This is a genomic window from Aestuariimicrobium sp. T2.26MG-19.2B (genome assembly GCF_950101875.1).
GTDB lineage: Bacteria > Actinomycetota > Actinomycetes > Propionibacteriales > Propionibacteriaceae > Aestuariimicrobium > Aestuariimicrobium kwangyangense.
Genome location: NZ_CATNLW010000002.1, coordinates 490,643 through 508,357, shown reverse-complemented (window position 1 = coordinate 508,357; position 17,715 = coordinate 490,643). Strand labels below are relative to the sequence as shown.

At 67.2% G+C, this 17,715-nt stretch carries 15 protein-coding genes and 1 tRNA gene; 13 read left to right on the top strand and 3 right to left on the bottom strand.

Annotated elements, in window-relative coordinates; genetic code table 11:
- Nucleotides 1-82: 82 nt before the first annotated feature.
- The 3 genes from QQZ11_RS12215 to QQZ11_RS12205 all read right to left on the bottom strand — a co-directional run bounded on the left by QQZ11_RS12215 (nucleotide 83) and on the right by QQZ11_RS12205 (nucleotide 2,810).
- Nucleotides 83-1,318, bottom strand: coding sequence for a glycosyltransferase 87 family protein (locus tag QQZ11_RS12215; protein WP_284550604.1), 1,236 nt, complete (start codon nucleotides 1,316-1,318; stop codon nucleotides 83-85).
- Nucleotides 1,315-2,667 carry a glycosyltransferase 87 family protein gene (locus tag QQZ11_RS12210; protein ID WP_284550603.1) on the bottom strand — a complete coding sequence of 451 codons (1,353 nt, stop codon included), beginning with the start codon at nucleotides 2,665-2,667 and terminating at the stop codon, nucleotides 1,315-1,317. The genes QQZ11_RS12215 and QQZ11_RS12210 overlap by 4 nt, the downstream gene beginning before the upstream one ends.
- A 68-nt stretch (nucleotides 2,668-2,735) precedes the next feature.
- Nucleotides 2,736-2,810, bottom strand: a tRNA-Arg gene (locus tag QQZ11_RS12205).
- Nucleotides 2,811-2,930: 120 nt separating this feature from the next.
- Here QQZ11_RS12205 and lysA point away from each other — a divergent pair.
- The 13 genes from lysA to prmC all read left to right on the top strand — a co-directional run bounded on the left by lysA (nucleotide 2,931) and on the right by prmC (nucleotide 17,711).
- Complete coding sequence (lysA, locus tag QQZ11_RS12200) at nucleotides 2,931-4,334, top strand: diaminopimelate decarboxylase (RefSeq protein WP_284550602.1); 1,404 nt, start codon at nucleotides 2,931-2,933, stop codon at nucleotides 4,332-4,334.
- The gene (locus QQZ11_RS12195) at nucleotides 4,331-5,668 is read left to right on the top strand and encodes a homoserine dehydrogenase (RefSeq protein ID WP_022910387.1); all 1,338 of its coding nucleotides are present in this window, start codon (nucleotides 4,331-4,333) and stop codon (nucleotides 5,666-5,668) included. The genes lysA and QQZ11_RS12195 overlap by 4 nt, the downstream gene beginning before the upstream one ends.
- The gene (gene thrB, locus QQZ11_RS12190; protein WP_446698855.1) at nucleotides 5,668-6,552 is read left to right on the top strand and encodes a homoserine kinase; all 885 of its coding nucleotides are present in this window, start codon (nucleotides 5,668-5,670) and stop codon (nucleotides 6,550-6,552) included. The genes QQZ11_RS12195 and thrB overlap by 1 nt, the downstream gene beginning before the upstream one ends.
- A 238-nt stretch (nucleotides 6,553-6,790) precedes the next feature.
- Entirely contained in the window at nucleotides 6,791-8,749 is a 1,959-nt protein-coding gene (gene rho / locus QQZ11_RS12185) for a transcription termination factor Rho (RefSeq protein WP_284550600.1), read from the top strand.
- A gap of 277 nt (nucleotides 8,750-9,026) precedes the next feature.
- On the top strand, nucleotides 9,027-10,811 hold the full coding sequence (locus QQZ11_RS12180; protein ID WP_022910384.1) for an ABC transporter substrate-binding protein: 1,785 nt from the start codon (nucleotides 9,027-9,029) through the stop codon (nucleotides 10,809-10,811).
- Nucleotides 10,812-10,850: 39 nt separating this feature from the next.
- Nucleotides 10,851-11,861, top strand: a complete 1,011-nt coding sequence (locus QQZ11_RS12175; protein WP_284550599.1) for an ABC transporter permease — start codon at nucleotides 10,851-10,853, stop codon at nucleotides 11,859-11,861.
- Entirely contained in the window at nucleotides 11,858-12,820 is a 963-nt protein-coding gene (locus QQZ11_RS12170; RefSeq protein ID WP_284550598.1) for an ABC transporter permease, read from the top strand. The genes QQZ11_RS12175 and QQZ11_RS12170 overlap by 4 nt, the downstream gene beginning before the upstream one ends.
- Nucleotides 12,817-13,878: an ABC transporter ATP-binding protein gene (locus QQZ11_RS12165; protein ID WP_284550597.1), complete on the top strand. Its 1,062-nt coding sequence runs from the start codon at nucleotides 12,817-12,819 to the stop codon at nucleotides 13,876-13,878. The genes QQZ11_RS12170 and QQZ11_RS12165 overlap by 4 nt, the downstream gene beginning before the upstream one ends.
- A gap of 1 nt (nucleotide 13,879) precedes the next feature.
- Nucleotides 13,880-14,665, top strand: coding sequence for an ABC transporter ATP-binding protein (locus tag QQZ11_RS12160; RefSeq protein ID WP_284550596.1), 786 nt, complete (start codon nucleotides 13,880-13,882; stop codon nucleotides 14,663-14,665).
- Between the two features lie 119 nt (nucleotides 14,666-14,784).
- Nucleotides 14,785-15,432 carry a TetR/AcrR family transcriptional regulator gene (locus tag QQZ11_RS12155; RefSeq protein ID WP_051139728.1) on the top strand — a complete coding sequence of 216 codons (648 nt, stop codon included), beginning with the start codon at nucleotides 14,785-14,787 and terminating at the stop codon, nucleotides 15,430-15,432.
- Between the two features lie 60 nt (nucleotides 15,433-15,492).
- Nucleotides 15,493-15,699: a 50S ribosomal protein L31 gene (rpmE, locus tag QQZ11_RS12150; RefSeq protein ID WP_022910378.1), complete on the top strand. Its 207-nt coding sequence runs from the start codon at nucleotides 15,493-15,495 to the stop codon at nucleotides 15,697-15,699.
- Nucleotides 15,700-15,831: 132 nt separating this feature from the next.
- Entirely contained in the window at nucleotides 15,832-16,899 is a 1,068-nt protein-coding gene (prfA, locus tag QQZ11_RS12145; protein WP_284550595.1) for a peptide chain release factor 1, read from the top strand.
- Nucleotides 16,896-17,711, top strand: a complete 816-nt coding sequence (prmC, locus tag QQZ11_RS12140; RefSeq protein ID WP_284550594.1) for a peptide chain release factor N(5)-glutamine methyltransferase — start codon at nucleotides 16,896-16,898, stop codon at nucleotides 17,709-17,711. Before prfA ends, prmC begins: the two co-directional genes overlap by 4 nt.
- Nucleotides 17,712-17,715: the final 4 nt, after the last annotated feature.

Below are 17,715 nucleotides of genomic sequence, written 5' to 3'. Positions count from 1 at the left end.
TGCCTGATCCTCTGACAAGGCTATCGAAAGCCAACGGCCTGACCAACACACACGCACGGACTGGTGCCGCCCCCGTTCGGGCTCAGCGACGCCCGACCCTGCGCAGCAGCACGACCACCGCCGACACCTGGGTCGCCACCCAGACGGCCACCATCAACAGGTTGCGAGCCACCAGCACGGAGGTGGCCGCCGAGGAACTGTGGGGGTTGCCGATCAGCCCGGCGTACTGCACGGGATAGACCTGCTGGGTCAACCACGCCAGCACGATGCAGGTGACCGCAACCGCGGCGGCCAGCAGGTACATCAGTCGGGTCCTGGCCTCGACCAGCAGGGCCGCCACCGGGGCAGCCAGCCAGACCAGGTACTGGGGCGAGAAGGTCTTGTTCGCCACCAGCATCCCGGCGACCACTGCGACCATCATCAAGGTCAGCACATCGGCGGGCAGCGACCGGTGGAGCAGGGCCATCAGCCCCATGCCCACGGCACAGATGACGACGACGGCCATGGCCAGGTCGGCTGCCCTCAGCCACGCGTCCACGCCCGGTCCGTAGATCTCGAAGGCGTTGTGGGGGCTGAACTCCACCTTCCACTGCGACGAGGTGACCCGCTGCGCCATCAGCCAGGTGGCCGGCACCGCCTCGATCTGCAACCCCCGGTCTCCCTGCCAGGTCAGGGGCGAGACCAGTCGCGCCGGCGACGAGCTGATGAGCGCCAGCAGCGCCAGGGCCAGTCCGGTGAACGCGAACCACACGACTCGCTGCACACCCGCGCGATGGCGCCCCGCCAGGGGGGCGATCAGGAGCGCGGGCCACAGCTTCAGACCGGCACCCAGCGCGACCAGAGCACCGCTCACCCGTGGATGCCTGGTGACGTAGAGCGCCGCCAGGCCCACCACGAGCGCGGGCACCATGTCGTAGCGGAACCAGATGAGCCCACCGAAGGCGAGCACGAAGACGGTCCAGAACATCACGGCACGGGTGGATCCACGGCGGTGCAGCGCGATCGTGAAGACCGCGTCGAGGGCGGCCATGGTCAGGCCGAACAGCACCACGTAGTCGTTCACCTCCCGTGCCGGGAGCACGATCAACCCCAACACCCACAGCACCGGCACGGGGTACTCCACGAGACGGTTCATGCCCAGGTCGGGTTGTGACATCCACGCGTAGTAGTAGCGGACGTCGTTCCAGATGAACCGGGCGTGTGCCGACCACTGCGAGAACATGTAGGCCCGGGTGACGATCCACACCACCGCCCACAGGGCCCCGTGCCGCCAGACCCGCACGAGGTCGTCCCGCAGTTCGCGGGTCAGCCCCCTCACCGCTGGGCTTTCTGCAACGGCTGGGCCTTCTTCGCCGGGGGTCGCAGGAACGTCCACAGCCAGTGCAGCACCCACACCAGCAGGGCGACGATCCCGAAGTTGCGGGCGGCCAGCACCAACGTGACCGCGGTCATGCCCAAGGATCCCTTGACCAGCGGCGCGTATCCGATCGGGTACACCAGTTGGGTGGCCAGGGTCAGGGCCAGGAGCACGGAACCGGTGCGGATCAGCCGCCGCTCGTCGGCGAGGCGCCGGAAGGTGGAGGGGTCGTCCGCTGAGGAGATCACGCTCAACCCTGCCGCCAGCGGCCCGCCGAGCCAGATGATGTACTGCGGCGAGAAGGTCTTGTTGGTCACGATCATGACCAGGATCACCATCAGCATGAGCACCACCGCCTCGATCCGTCGGCGGGAGTGACCCGGTCGGAGCCACGCCAGGTAGACCCCGACGGCCAGCGCGTAGCCCACGTAGGTCGAGATGGTGGCCATCGCCAGCAGGGCGTTGGCCCCCGGTCCCCAGATCTCGAAGGCCTGGAAGCTCGAGATGCCCACCCAGTAGTCGTGCCGGTGCAGGATCCGCCACAGCATCGCCGGGGTAGCCCAGACCGACTCGATCTGCAGGTGTCGTCCCGACTGCCAGGTCAGCGGCGACAGGAGCCGGTCCCACCCCGCCCAGAGGAGGCTGGCCAGGGCCAGTGCCCCGCCCAGGCCGAACATGGCGGCGGTGGCCTTCACCCGGGCCCGCGCATCCCCGCGGAGCAGGGCCGGCCACAGCAGTGCCGGCCACAGCTTCGTGGCCGCACCCAGGCCGATGAGCGCCCCGGCTCGTCCGTGGTGCCGGTTGACCAGGGCAAGCAGCGCCCAGGCGGCCAGGGCCGAGGTGACCAGGTCGAAACGCAGGTAGGCCGTGGGTCCGATGAACGCCAGGAAGACCACCCAGAAGACGACCGCCTCACCGCGCAGACGGCCGCCGTTGATCCACAGGCTGCGGCAGATGGCGGCGTCGATGGCCAGCATCACCACCACGAAGACGATGATGTAGCCGACCTTGGTGGTGAACCCGAGGTAGTAGGGGACGAGCATCAACCAGATCACCGGCGTCGGGTACTCGACCAGGGTCTGTTGGGGACCGACGTCGAACAGGGCGCGTGTCTTCTCGAAGTAGTAGACGACATCGCCCTGGGTGCTGGGTGCCGCGATCAGCCACAGCGCGAACACCAGGCATCTGGCGATCACCCACAAGGTGGCGAGGAAGCGAGGACTGTCGAGCTGGGCGCTGGTGAACCAGGTGCTCCACGCCCACCAGCGGCGTTTCAGGGGCAGTCGACGAGGCGCCTCCGTCTCCACCACGAGGCCTCCTGACACCGCGCCGCGCCGGGCGCGACACCCGCCCCTGGGTCCTGACTGGTCGATCCTGCTGGCGCCCCCGGCAGGATTCGAACCTGCGCTCCCGCCTCCGGAGGGCGGTGCTCTATCCCCTGAGCTACGGGGGCCTGGTGGCCTGGGGCCTGCCCCACACTAGCAGCCGTCGGAGGGTCTCGACACGCGCCGCCCGCCGCCCCTCCAACTGGACGGCATCGGGCCGATCCTCGCCGACATGGCACGCTTGCCCCATGACCCACATGCACGTCGCAGGTGTCACCCACGCCGATGTCTGGGGTGCTGGCCCGCAGTGGCTGGAACGCCCCACCGATCCCAATGCCCTCGACACCCAGTTGTGGTCGTCCACGACCAGGCGCGAGCCCTCTGGTGAGGTCACCATCGGCGGGCTCGGCGTCACCGGGATCGTCGAGCAGACCCAGACACCGGTCTACGTGATGGACGAGGTCGACTTCCGCGCCCGCGCGGCCGCGTTCAGGCAGGCCTTCGCCGACTGGGACGTCTACTACGCCGGCAAGGCGTTGCTGACCCGGTCGGTCGCCCGCTGGGCCATGGAGGAGGGCCTCCGACTCGACGTGTGCAGCCTGGGTGAACTCGTGACCGCCCTGCGCGCGGGGGTTCCGGCCGCCGACATCGGGCTGCACGGCAACAACAAGAGCGTCGAAGAACTGCGGCTGGCCATCGAACAGGGAGTGGGCCGTATCGTGGTCGACTCGCTCGACGAGGTGGCGCGCATCGAGCGGCTCACCGAGGAACTCGACCTCACCGCCCATGTGATGGTGCGTGTCACGGTCGGGGTCGAGGCGCACACGCACGAGTACATCGCGACCGCCCACGAGGACCAGAAGTTCGGCTTCTCGATCGCCAATGGGGCCGCCATGGTCGCGATGGTCAGGTGCCACTACAACCCCCGGATCGACCTGCGGGGAATCCACAGCCACATCGGCTCGCAGATCTTCGCCACCCAGGGCTTCGAGGTGGCGGCGCGCCGCACCATGAAGCTGTTGGGACAGTTCGTCTCGGCGACCGGCTCCCAGTTGCCCGAGCTGGACCTCGGGGGCGGTTTCGGCATCCGCTACACCAGTCAGGACTCGCCGGCGACCCCCGACCAGTTGGCCAGCGACCTGCGCGAGATCGTCGAGCACGAGTCCCGCGCGTTCGGTCTGACGGCGCCGAGGATGTCGATCGAGCCGGGCCGGGCGATCGTCGGACCGGCGGGTACCGCGCTGTACACCGTCGGCACGGTGAAGACGGTCGAACTGGACGGTGGCCAGAGCCGGGTCTACGTCTCGGTCGACGGAGGCATGAGCGACAACATCCGCACCGCCCTGTACGCGGCGGAGTACTCGGCCGCGTTGGTGAATCGCGCCAGCACCGCCCAACCCGTGCTCTGCCGCGTGGTGGGCAAGCACTGCGAGGCAGGTGACATCGTCGTCCGGGACGTCTTCCTGCCCGGGGACATCACCCCCGGTGACCTGATCGGAGTGCCCGCCAACGGTGCCTACTCACGTTCGATGGCCTCCAACTACAACCACGCCACCAAGCCCCCGGTGGTGGCGGTGCGCGACGGGCACCTGGTGACCATGCTGCGCCGCGAGACACTGGACGACCTGCTGGGACTGGACGTGGGCGCATGATCAAGCCTGCAGACCTGAAAGAGGACACCGTGAAGGAACCGCTGAAGATCGCCCTGTTGGGGTGTGGGGTCGTCGGTACCCAGGTGGCCCGACTGCTCACCCAGCAGACCGCCGACATCGAGGCCCGGATCGGCCGGGAGATCGAGTTGGTCGGCATCGCGGTACGCGACCTCGACCGGCCCCGCGAGGGGCTCGACCCTGCGTTGTTCACCACGGACGCCACCGCCCTGGTCAGCCGGGACGACCTGGACGTGGTGATCGAGGTGATCGGTGGTATCGACCCGGTGCACGCCCTGGTGCGCGCAGCCATCCAGCACGGTGCCTCGGTGGTCACCGCCAACAAGGCGCTGTTGGCCGAGCACGGCCCGGAACTGGCAGCCCTCGCCGAGAGTGAGGGGGTCGACCTGTACTTCGAGGCGGCCGTCGCCGGTGCCATCCCGATCATCCGCCCACTGCGGGAGTCGTTGGTCGGTGACGAGATCACCACGGTGATGGGCATCGTCAACGGCACCACGAACTTCATCCTCGACAAGATGTCATCGGAGGGCGGATCGTTCGCCGACGTGTTGGCCGAAGCCCAGGAGCTGGGCTACGCCGAGGCCGACCCGACCGCCGACATCGAGGGATTCGACGCCGCCGCCAAGGCGGCCATCCTCGCCTCCCTCGCCTTCCACACCCACGTGCGCGGTTCCGAGGTCTACCGCGAGGGGATCACGAAGCTTGCCAGCGACGACATCGCCGCCGCCCAGCGGATGGGCTTCGAGGTCAAGTTGGTCGCCATCGCCCACCTCAACCAGGACGATTCGGTGACCGTCAAGGTGCATCCGGCCATGGTTCCGCTCGACCACCCGCTGGCCGCGGTCAAGGGTGCCTACAACGCCATCTTCGTCGAGTCGAGGGAGGCCGGACGCCTGATGTTCCTCGGCCCCGGCGCCGGAGGAGCGCCGACCGCATCGGCGGTGATGGGTGACCTGGTCACCGTGGCCCGCAACCGCGTGCGTGGGGTGGCGGGTCCCGCCCAGACCAGCTACACCCAGCGCAAGGTCGCCCCCATGGGTGCCTCCGTGACCCGCTACTTCATGCGGTTCGAGGTCCGGGACAAGCCGGGCATCCTGGCGGCTGCGGCCCAGATCTTCGCCGAGCACGAGGTGTCGGTGCAGACGGTGCAGCAGTCGACCATCGAGGCCCTCTCGAGGGGCGACGAGATCTCAGCCACCCTGGGCATGCTCACCCACGCCGCCACGGAGGAACAACTGCGCGCCTGCGTGCAGGAACTGGAGGCGAGCGACTTCGTGCCCGGCGCCGTGCGGGTGCTGCGCGTCGAGGGGGTGTGATGGCGGCCGTCACCGTACGGGTGCCGGCCACCTCGGCCAATCTCGGCCCGGGTTTCGACGCCATGGGTCTCGCGCTCGACGTCTATGACGAGATCACCGTCACCCCCGCCCACCGGCTCGGCTTCGACCTGAGCGGCGAGGGTGCCGATGACGTGCCCCGCGACGAGTCGCACCTGGTGATCACGACGATCCGCCAAGGCCTGGTCGACCTCGGGCACCACGATCCGCACCAGGGCCTGCACCTGCGCGCCACCAACGTCATCCCGCACAGCCGCGGTCTGGGCTCGTCCGCCGCCGCCATCGGCGCGGGTCTGGTGGCGGCCTGGGCGCTCGCTCGTCCGGGCACCGAACTCGACCGCGAGTGGCTGCTCGACCGGTCGTCGCGCATCGAGGGGCACCCGGACAACGCCGGTGCGGTCGTGCACGGTGGTGCGGTGCTGGCCTGGATGGACGCCGACCGGGTCGGACTGGTCAACCTCGCCCTCGACCCACGCATCGAGGCCCGCGTGTACGTGCCCGCCACGACGCTGCCCACGGCCAAGGCGCGTCGGGTGCTCCCCGGCACCATGCGGCGTGCGGCGGTCATCAACCAGGCGAGTCGGGCGGCGCTGCTGGTGCACGCCCTGGCCGGGGCGCCGGAACACCTGTGGGAGGCGACCCGCGACTGGATGCACCAGGAGCAGCGGGCAACCCTCATGCCCGAGTCCCACCGCCTGCGCCTGCGCCTGCGCGGGGTGGGGGTTGCCGCGGCGGTGTCGGGGGCCGGTACCACCATCATCGCCCTGGGCACCCCGGAACAGTTGGCGGCCGCTGACGCGGTCGACTGTGAGGGTTTCCAGGAGCACCACGTCAAGGTCGGACGAGGCGCCCATCTCGTCGGCTGACCGTTGGCACCGGCGCGTCAGAATTCCCCAGTTGTCGCCACGCTGCTATGGTTGACGCTGACACGAGACGATGTCATACAGCCGAGGACTCCGGCAGCTTCCAGCAAGCACGCGGACCCCGCCACCAGCACCTGGTGCCGGCCCGCTGCAACCCAGACGATCACAACTGGGAGAAGTCCGAATCTTGGGTGACCGGGTTCGTCCCGTGAGCTCACATGCACCCCTTGAAGGGACCTTCGTGACCGAATCCACCGCCGGCCTGTCCGGCAAGCTCCTGCCGGAGCTCAAGTCCATCGCCGCAGGCATGGGCATCCAGGGCACCGCAAAGATGCGCAAGGCAGACCTCGTCGCCGCCATCGGCGCCCGCAACGGCGGGGGAGGGGCGCCGCGTCAGTCGGCCGCCCAGACCTCAACCGGCCAGGGCGGGACGGGCCAACCCGAGACCCAGCCGCGCCAGCACCGCTCGGCCCGCCGTGATGCCGGGGCACCCGCCCAGAGCCCAGCGGAGTCGTCCGGTGTGCACGTCGCACCCTCGACCGTCGACGAAGTGGGCGCCCGGCTGGCCCAGCTCGCCGCCGAGAGCGGCACCCCCGACACCCAGGACGGTGGGGGATCCCGCCGCCGCAGGCGTCGTGGTGACCAGGCCGACCAGTCCGAGGGCACCCAGCCCTCTGAGAACCAGCCGGACGACTCGGGCTCGAACGACTCGCAGGGCTCGGAGGGACGACGCTCCCGCGGTGGCCGCAACGATCGCCAGAGCGGTGATCGCCAGAACGGTGACCGCCAGAACGGTGATCGCCAGAACGGCCAGAACAACGATCGCCAGGGCTCTGGTCGCCCGGGCGGCCAGAACAACGACCGCCAGAACAACAACGACCGCCAGAACAACGACCGGCAGAACAACAACGAGCGGCAGTCGCAGAACTCGGGCGGGGGCTTCGAGTTCGACGACGAGCCGGGCGGTCGGCGCAGCCGTCGTCGTCGTCAGCGCGACCGACAGGGCCGCCGTACCCGCCCCTCGGGTGGCCAGGGTCTGGCCGACGAGCCCACGGTCAGTGATGACGACGTGCTGGTGCCCGTCCGCGGCATCCTCGACGTTCTCGACAACTACGCCTGCGTGCGCACCCAGGGCTACCTCCCCGGGCCCAACGACGCGTACCTGTCGCTCTCGCAGGTGCGCAAGTACGGCCTTCGCCGCGGCGACGTGGTGACGGGCCAGATGCGCGCCGCCCGTGAGGGTGACCGGAGCCAGAAGTTCTCGCCCTTGGTCTCGGTCGAGTCGATCAACAATGCCGAGCCCGAGTCGATGCGCAGTCGTCCCGAGTTCAACAAGCTGACGCCGCTGTACCCCCAGGAGAGGCTGCGGCTCGAGACCACCCCGACCAACATGACCGGCCGCATCATCGACCTCGTGTCGCCCATCGGCAAGGGTCAGCGTGGCCTCATCGTCTCGCCGCCGAAGGCCGGCAAGACGATGATCATGCAGAACATCGCGAATGCGATCGCCACCAACAACCCCGAGGTGCACCTCATGGTGGTGCTGGTCGACGAGCGACCCGAAGAGGTCACCGACTTCCAGCGCACCGTCTCGGGCGAGGTGATCGCCTCGACCTTCGACCGGCCCGCCGAGGACCACACGATGATCTCGGAGTTGGCCATCGAACGGGCCAAGCGCCTGGTCGAGCTGGGTCATGACGTCGTCGTCCTGCTCGACGGCATCACCCGACTCGGTCGCGCGTACAACCTCGCGGCGCCCGCGTCGGGACGCATCCTGTCGGGTGGTGTCGACTCGGCCGCGCTGTACCCGCCGAAGAAGTTCTTCGGTGCTGCCCGCAACATCGAGGACGGCGGTTCGCTGACCATCCTGGCGACGGCGCTGATCGAGACCGGCTCACGCATGGACGAGGTGATCTTCGAGGAGTTCAAGGGCACCGGCAACATGGAGCTCAGGCTGCAGCGCCAGTTGGCCGACAAGCGCATCTTCCCGGCCATCGACGTGGACGCCTCGGGTACCCGTCGTGAGGAACTGCTGCTGGGGCGCGAGGAGCTGGCCATCATGTGGAAGCTTCGCAGGGTGCTGTCGGGTCTGGAGGACCAGGCCGCCCTCGAGATGCTGCTGTCACGGTTGCGCAAGACCCAGACCAACCACGAGTTCCTGGCCGTCATCTCGCGTACCACACCATCCTCGGAGAGCTGATCCCGGCCCCCTCCAAAGGCCCTCGGGGAACCGATTTCGGAGAACCGATTCTGTAGCCCCTGACAAGTACCGACGCCCCATCGTGACCCGGTGGGGCGTTGGTGTATGTTCACGATTGGGTCACGGTTCGGTGAACATCCTCGCGGATCTCACTGAATGGTGGTTCAGTTAAGCGATCCTGACACTCGGGGGGCGGTGCAGCCCACTCGTTTCGAAGGTCAGCCCTTCTGGTCGAGGACGACCAGTCAAGGACTCACAGAGCATGCAAAGGAGCATCATGAACAATTCGTGGACGCCGACCCGTCGCGGGTTCCTGGGACTGGCCGCTGCGGCCACCGCGGGCCTCGCGCTGACGGCCTGTGGCACGGCCACCAACACTCCGGGGGGTGGGAGCACCAACAAGTCCTCCACCACCGGTACCGGCGCCAAGCCGATCCGCACCGGGGCATCGGCCGACACCTTCTTCATCGCCGGCTTCCAGTGGGGCCCGCCCACCAGCTTCAGCCCCATCAACGCCTCGCCCGCCTTCGGCGCGGCCCTGAACACCTTCGACATCATGTTCGAGCAGTTGGTGCACTTCAACCAGCTCGACGGCAAGATCGAGCCCTGCCTGGCCAAGGAGCTCAAGCAGACCGACACCGGTTTCGAGCTGCCGCTGCAGGACACCATCAAGTGGTCCGACGGCACCGACCTGACCGCTGACGACGTGCTCTACACGTTCGAGATCGCCAAGAAGGCGCAGGTGAGCTTCTCGTCCTTCTGGACCTACGTCGACAAGGTCGAGGCCAAGGATCGCACCATCGTGATCACCCTCAAGAAGGATCCCTTCAACCCGCTGATCGTCAAGGACATGCTCTGCACCGTCCCGATCCTGCCCAAGGCGTACTACGGCAAGCTCTCGGACGCCGACCTGACCAAGGACGCCAACCTGAAGCCCGTCGGCTCGGGCCCGTACATGCTCGACAAGTACGACGCCACCCAGGTGATCTTCAAGCGCAATGACGACTGGTGGGGCAACGACGTGTTCGGCAAGCCCGCGCCGACCGCCATCGTCCACCCGATCTTCAAGGCCAACAACGACGGTGACCTGCAGCTCGAGGCCGGCCAGCTCGACGGCAGCCAGCAGTTCACCGCCCAGATCTGGAAGATGTGGGAGGACAAGAAGAAGCCGGTCGGCACCTACCTCAAGGAGAAGCCGTACTACCTGCCCGGCGCCATGCCCTCGTTGATCTTCAACGTCGCCAAGAAGGGCCTCGACAACGTCGGCGTCCGCAAGGCCATCGCCTACGCGATCAACTACGGTGACATCGCCTCGAAGGCCATGAGCGACTACTCCGACGAGATGCAGGCCTCGATCGTGCTGCCGAAGGGCTCGGAGGAGAAGTACTTCGACAAGGCCGCCGTCGAGAAGTCGGGCTGGAAGTTCGACAAGGAGAAGGCCGTCAAGATCCTCGAGGAGGAGCTCAAGTGCAAGAAGGGCTCCGACGGCATCTACTCCCTGCCTGACGGCACTCGTCTGGGCCCGTGGAAGCTGCAGACCCCGACCGGCTGGACCGACTGGAACACCTCCTGCGAGATCATCGCCAAGTCCTGCAAGGACATCGGCATCGACGTGCAGACCAACTTCCCGCAGGCCGCCACCATGATCGACGCCATGCAGAACGGCAACTTCGACCTGGTGCACTACAGCTACGCCTCGGTCGGCTCCGCCACCCCGTGGCAGCGCTTCCGTGACTACCTCGGTGACGAGGGTGTCGCACCCGTCGGCCAGCGTGCCTTCTGGAACTACGGCCGGTTCAAGAACGCCGACGTCACCGCGCTGCTGAAGCAGGCGGCGGCCGAGACCGACGAGGCCAAGGCCAAGGAGATCTACGGAAAGTTGGACGAGATCTTCCGTACCAACGTGCCGGCGATCCCCGTGATGTACCGTCCGAGCCAGTTCTACGAGTTCAACCAGGGAACCTGGACCAACTTCCCGACCGAGGCCAACCCCTACGCCCCCCCGACCTGGAAGGGCGCGGGACGCAAGTTCCTCTGGAACATCAAGAAGGTTGGCGCCTGAGTCACCCCTGGGTGACTCCCTCTCCCCGGAAGGACAGACATGGGCCTCGGCCGCTACTTGCTGCGGAAGGCTCTGTGGTACGTCGCTGCACTGTTCGTCGCTCTCCTGCTCAACTTCCTCCTCCCGCGACTCATCCCCGGCAACCCGGTGGATGCGCTGGTGGGGAAGTTGGCGCAGGGGGGCGCCGGCAGCGACCAACTGCAGACCATCTACGAGCACTACGTCAAGGAATTCGGCCTTGACAAGCCAATGTGGGAACAGTTCCTGGTGTACCTGCAGAACACCTTCACCGGGAATCTCGGTACCTCATTCATGCAGTACCCCGCCTCGGTCAACAAGCTGATCGGAGACGCCCTTCCCTGGAGCCTCGCGATCCAGTTGCCGGCCGTCATCATCGGATGGCTGGTGGGCAACCTGCTGGGCGCCGTGGCCGCCTTCAAGGGCGGCTGGTTCGACAGGGGAGCCTTCGTCGGCTCGCTGTTCCTGTCGTCGATGCCGTACTACTGCCTGGCCATCCTGCTGCTGTTCGGCTTCGCCGTGTGGCAGCCGGTCTTCCCGCAGGGCCGGGCCTACTCCATCGGGCTCACCCCCGAGTTCTCGATGCCCTTCTTCATGGACGCCATCAGCTACTGGTGGTTGCCGTTCTGGTCGCTGGTGCTGATCTTCATCGGTGGCCAGGCCGTGGGCATGCGCTCCATGGCCATCTACGAACTGGGTTCCGACTACGTGAACTACGGTCGCGGCCTGGGCATGCGCGACAGCCAGATGGTGCGCTACATCTTCCGCAACGCCATGCTGCCCCAGATCACCGGTCTGGCGCTGTCGCTGGGTGGTCTGGTGGGTGGCGCACTGATCACCGAACTGGTCTTCAACTACCCGGGCATGGGCTCACTGTTGTTCACCGCCATCTCGGCGAACGACTACCCCGTGATCCAGGCGATCACGTTGATCATCACGGTGACGGTGCTCGTCGCCAACTTCGCCGTCGAAGTTCTCTACGGCCTCATCGATCCCCGCATCCGGGCCACCCAAGGTGGTGACAAGTCATGAGATTCTCCGTCCGTTTCTACGTCGCGGCCGGTCTGGTCGTGCTGGTTCTGCTGGCGGCACTGCTCGGCCCGTTCCTGATCGGCGTCGACCCGAACACCTCCATCGGTGGTCTGTACGACAAACCCGGGGTCCACCCCGGCTTCGGCGGCATCCTCGGCACCGACAACGAGGGCCAGTCGGTGATGTCGAACCTGCTGTACGGCACCCGCACCTCACTGCTGGTCGGCCTGATCGCTGGCATCGTCGCCTCTGCGATCGGTCTGGTCATCGGCCTGATCGCCGGCTATGCCGGTGGTCTGGTGGAGGAGATCCTGATGGGCCTGACCAACATCATGTTGGCCATCCCCAGCATCGTGATCGTCATCCTGTTGTCGGTGTCACTGCCGCAGCGCAACATCTTCACCCTTGCGCTGGTCATCGGGATCACCTCGTGGCCCTGGACGGCACGAGCGGTTCGTGCCCAGGCAACCTCGGTTCGCACCCGCGAGCACATCGAGGTCGCCAAGATGTCGGGTGCGAACTTCTGGAGCATCCTGGTCTGGGACGTGTTGCCCTACCTGCTCAGCTACGTCGTGATGGCCTTCGTCCTCCAGGTGGCCAGTGCCATCCTGACGGAGTCCTCGTTGTCGATGCTCGGACTCGGCCCCTCGAACATCGTGTCGATCGGCATGATGCTCAACTGGGCACTGGCATGGGGGTCGATCCGGGTCGGCGCCTGGTGGGCCTTCATCCCCCCGACGTTGATGTTGACCCTGATCGCGTTCTCGCTCTTCCTGCTGCAGTCCAGCCTCGACGAGTTGTTCAACCCGCGCCTGCGCCGAGGCAAGAAGGTCAAGGCCGGCGCTGTCACCCCTGACCAAGACGACGAGTTCCTGCCCGAGGCAGGTTCGGCGGCCGGTCCCGCAGCCCTGATGGAAGCGGCCGCCGTCGAGAAGACTCGTGAGGAGGCCCGACCATGACGAAGCGCCTGTTGGAGGCCAAGCAGGTCACTGCGGCCTACCACACACCCGACGGACGTGAGGTGCGCGCCGTCGACAATGTCAGCGTGTTCGTGGACGAGGGCGAGATCCTGGGCTGTGCCGGTGAGTCGGGGTGTGGCAAGTCCACCCTCGGCAACGTGCTGGCGCTGACCGCTCGACCGCCGCTGTACCCGATCAGCGGCACGCTGAACATCGACGGCCAGGTGCTCGAACTCGGGCAGAACAACAAGGTGCCCCGCACCTGGCGCGGTTCGGTGGTCTCGATGCTGCCCCAGGGAGCGTTGAACTCGCTGTCGCCCACCGCCAGGATTCGCGGGCTGGTGGTCGACGTGCTCAAGTCGCACGGCACCAAGTTGTCGAAGGACGAGTGCCTCGACCTCGCCAGGGACAGGATGAAGAACCTCGGACTTCCCACCCGGGCCCTCGACTCCTACCCCCACCAGCTGTCGGGCGGTATGAAGCAGCGCGTGATCACGGTGATCTCGACCCTGCTCAACCCGCGACTGCTGATCGCCGACGAGCCCACGTCGGCGCTCGACGTGTCGAGCCAGCGGGCCTTGGTCGAGATGCTCCGGGAGATGCTCAACCAGGACATCATGAAGGGCGTCATCTTCATCACCCACGACCTGCCGTTGCTGAAGACGATCTCCGACCGGGTCGCCATCATGTACGCGGGGCAGATCGTCGAGGTGGCCAACGCCGAGGACATCGCGGAGCGGCCCCGTCACCCCTACTCGAAGGCCCTCCTCAACGCGGTGCTCGCACCCGAGGAGGACACGCTTGCGAAGCGGGTGGAGGGCATCAAGGGCTCCCCGCCCAGCCTGGCCAAGCCACCGTCGGGATGCCGGTTCCACCCTCGCTGTGGTCTGGCGATGGACATCTGCACCCAGGTGATGCCGCGTGCCCAGGGCAACGAGCTGCAGTTCGCCAAGTGCCACTGGTCGCAGCAGCACCCCCACGAGCCCATCCGCATCGAGGACGTGTTGCGTCGCAACGACGAGATCGAGGCCCCCGTGCTGATCAAGAAGGAGGCCTGACATGGCACTGTTCGAAGCCGACAACCTGTCCAAGACCTTCGGCGGCGGCAAGGGGGCGGTGCACGCCGTCAAGGGAGCCACCTTCGGGCTGGAGCCGGGAACCATCACGGCAGTGGTGGGGGAGTCCGGTTCGGGCAAGTCGACGCTCGCCCGACTGGTGCTGGGGCTGCTGCCCTCGTCGGGTGGGACGATGACCTTCGACGGTCGTGACGTCACCCGGATGAGCTTCCTGCAGTCGAAGAAGTACTGGCAGGACGTGCAGGCGGTCTTCCAGGACCCGTTCAGCGCGTTCAACCAGTTCTTCACGGTCGAGCGCCTGCTCGATCGTTCGGCGAAGCTGATCGACAACAAGGCTGAGGCGAAGACCCGCATGGAGGAAGCCCTCCACCACGTGGGGTTCGAGGTTGCCGACGTCATCAAGAAGCACCCGCACGAACTCTCGGGTGGGCAGCGGCAGCGCATCATGATCGCCCGAGCACTGATGATGCGACCCAAGTTGCTGTTGGCCGACGAGGCGACCTCGATGTTGGACGCCTCACTTCGTGTGAACGTGCTCAACGTGTTCAAGGACCTGCGGGACAACCTCGGCACCACCATCATGATCATCACCCACGACATCGGCCAGGCCACCTACGTGGCCGACCGCATGTTGGTGATGCAGAAGGGTGACATGGTCGAGCAGGGCACGAGCCAGGACGTGGTGTTCAATCCGCAGCACGAGTACACCAAGCAACTCCTGGCCGACGTCCCGAAGCTGCACGGCGAGCTGGGCGAACTCGTCCACTGACCCGCGCCCGTCCCACCACTCGGGACGAGGCAGTCGACCCTGAGGGGGTGAGCAGCCGCTCACCCCCTTTTGGGTGGTCAGGTCAGGGTGGGGGTGTGAGCTGTGCTTGGATGTCCTGCGTGACCCGACCGAAACTTCATGACGAAACCTTGCGCGAGGCCCTGATCGAGGAGGCCTCGAAGGTGATCGCCAGGCACGGCCCGGACAGCCTGAACCTTCGCCGGGTGGCCACGGCCACGGGTACCTCCACGACCGCGATCTACTCGTTGTTCGGGTCGAAGGACGAGCTGGTGAGCGCGGTCACGATCACCTCATACGAGAGTCTGGCGGCTTCCCAGGCCGCCGTGCCCACCACGGACGATGCCTTCGCCGACCTGTGCGAGATCGGTCGCGACTACCGTCGCTGGGCACTGAAGCACCCCCACTTCTACGTGGGCATGTTCCGCGAGCAGGCGCTCAGCCTGTCGGCCTCCACTCCCACGGCCATGGACCCGGTCAAGGACTGCATCCGCCGCTGCATCGACGAGGACCTCTTCCGAGGCGACGTCTACCTGCTGTCGATGCTCTTCTGGTCCATCGTCCACGGCTTCGTCGTCCTCGAGATCGAGGGCCACTTCGAGATGCTCCCCGACCACGATGCCCTGTACGAGACCCTGCTGCTGGCCAATGCCGCCGGCTGGGTCACCGAGGCCCACAACGCCGAGCCCCGATCGAGCGACTGGCTCCACCAGTTGTCGATTCGGATGCAGCGCCCTTCCGTGGCATAATCAATCCTCGGTCCCGGTTCACGCACTCCTGCGACCCGGGGCACCAACCCAAGGAGAATCATGAAGCAGGGCATCCACCCCGAGTACGTCGACACCACGGTCACCTGCACCTGTGGCGCCACGTTCACCACCAAGAGCACCGCGAAGGGCGGCCAGCTGACCGCTGACGTCTGCTCCGAGTGCCACCCGTTCTACACCGGCAAGCAGAAGATCCTCGACACCGGCGGCCGCGTGGCCCGGTTCGAGCGCCGTTACGCCAAGAAGTGACGCTGCCGACCGTCTGATGGCCCACGCTCGTGCGGCCTCCAACGACCCCTCGCGTTCACGCGGGGGGTCGTTCTCGTCCGGGCCAGACCCGCGACCATCGATCAGTGCCGACGCAGGGGAGAGGATTCATCCGTGGCCGATCTGGCTGAAGGCCTGCGGGCCGAGCACGCCGACCTGGAACGTCAACTCGCCGATCCCGCGGTGCTGGGCGATGTGGCCCGTAGCCGAAGGGTGGGTCGGCGCTACTCCGAACTGACCGGCATCGTCCGGGCCCTGGACGATCGGGACGCCCTGCTCGCCGACGTACAGGCCGCCCGTGAACTCGCCGAGGAGGACCCCGACTTCGCCGCCGACGCGCAGACGCTGGCCGAACGACTCGACCAGGCGCAGCGTCGAGTGGCCGAGTTGTTGGCGCCGCGCGACCCCCATGACTCCTTCGACGCCCTGGTCGAGATCAAGGCAGGGGAGGGTGGGGAGGAGTCGGCCCTGTTCGCTGCCGACCTGTTCTCGATGTACTCCCGGTATGCCGAGAGGGTCGGGTGGAGGATCGCGGTGCTCGACTCCCAGGACACCGATCTGGGGGGACACAAGTCGATCACGTTCTCGGTGCAGGCGACCGCTGCCTGCCCGCCCGACCGACTGCCCTACGGGGTGCTGAAGTTCGAGGGAGGGGTGCACCGGGTACAGCGCGTGCCCGTCACTGAATCCCAGGGAAGGATCCACACCTCGGCTGCCGGGGTGCTCGTGATGCCCGACCTCGAGGCCGACGAGGTCGACCTGCGCGAGTCGGACCTGAGGATCGATGTCTTCCGCTCGTCGGGGCCCGGCGGACAGGGGGTCAACACCACCGACTCGGCCGTACGCATCACGCACCTGCCGACCGGCATCGTGGTCAGTTGCCAGAACGAACGCAGCCAGTTGCAGAACCGCGAGCAGGCGATGCGCATGTTGCGGGCGCGGCTGGTGGCTCGAGCCGACGAGGAGGCGGCCGCGTCCGCATCGGCGGCACGGCGATCGCAGGTGAGGACGGTCGACCGCTCCGAGCGAATCCGCACCTACAACTACCCCGAGAACCGCATTGCCGACCACCGGATCGGCTTCAAGGCGCACAATCTCGACGCGGTGCTGGGCGGTGACCTGGAGGCGGTCGTCGAGGCACTCCAGTCCGCAGACCTCGCCGAACGTCTGGGCCAGGCGTGAGTGTCCTGCGCCGCCTGACCCGTCAGCTGGCGGACGCAGGCTCGCCCAGCCCCGAGGCCGAGGCGCGCACCCTTCTCAGCCATGCCACGGGCGTCCCGCTCGATCGCCTGTTCCTGGTCGGCGAACTCTCCGAGCAGCAGCAGGCCGCCCTGATGGCTGCAACCCGACGGAGGCTGGCCGGCGAGCCCGTGCAACACATCACCGGTGAGGTCTGGTTCCGTCACGCCCGGCTCCGGGTCGGGCCCGGAGTCTTCGTGCCCCGCCCGGAGACCGAACTGCTGGCGGGCTGGGCCATCGACCAGCTGCGGGGCACCCGCGGTCGGGTGGTGGTGGAGCTGTGTGCCGGGTCGGGGGCGATCAGCCGGTCGATCGCCGACGAGGCACCGGGTCACCACCAGTACGCAGTCGAGATCAGCGAGACCGCGCTCACCTTCGCCCGGACGAACCTCGCGGGAACCGAGGTGGACCTTCGGGCCGGTGACATGGCGGACGCCTTCCACGACCTCGACTCCGGGGTCGACCTGCTGGTGGTCAACCCTCCGTACGTACCGGGCCCCACCCGGGTGCCGACCGAGGTGCACCACGACCCCGCGGCTGCGGTCTTCGCCGGCGAGGACGGGCTCGATGCGGTGCGGGTGGTCGCCGAGGTGGCGGCCCGGCTGCTGCGTGACGGTGGTGTGCTCGGCTGCGAGCACGACGAGTCCCATCCCGAGGCCGTCCGTGGACTGTTCGAGCGTGCGGGACTGACCCGGGTCGAGACCCACGCCGATCTGGTGGGTCGTCCTCGGTACACGACCGCCGTGGCAGGATGATCGC

Coding starts and splice junctions, on each gene's coding strand:
- QQZ11_RS12165 (WP_284550597.1), top strand. CDS start 12,817: ATGACGAAGCGCCTGTTGGAGGCCAAGCAGGTCACTGCGGCCTACCAC.
- thrB (WP_446698855.1), top strand. CDS start 5,668: ATGGCGGCCGTCACCGTACGGGTGCCGGCCACCTCGGCCAATCTCGGC.
- QQZ11_RS12160 (WP_284550596.1), top strand. CDS start 13,880: ATGGCACTGTTCGAAGCCGACAACCTGTCCAAGACCTTCGGCGGCGGC.
- QQZ11_RS12175 (WP_284550599.1), top strand. CDS start 10,851: ATGGGCCTCGGCCGCTACTTGCTGCGGAAGGCTCTGTGGTACGTCGCT.
- QQZ11_RS12195 (WP_022910387.1), top strand. CDS start 4,331: ATGATCAAGCCTGCAGACCTGAAAGAGGACACCGTGAAGGAACCGCTG.
- QQZ11_RS12180 (WP_022910384.1), top strand. CDS start 9,027: ATGAACAATTCGTGGACGCCGACCCGTCGCGGGTTCCTGGGACTGGCC.
- QQZ11_RS12170 (WP_284550598.1), top strand. CDS start 11,858: ATGAGATTCTCCGTCCGTTTCTACGTCGCGGCCGGTCTGGTCGTGCTG.
- rpmE (WP_022910378.1), top strand. CDS start 15,493: ATGAAGCAGGGCATCCACCCCGAGTACGTCGACACCACGGTCACCTGC.
- lysA (WP_284550602.1), top strand. CDS start 2,931: ATGACCCACATGCACGTCGCAGGTGTCACCCACGCCGATGTCTGGGGT.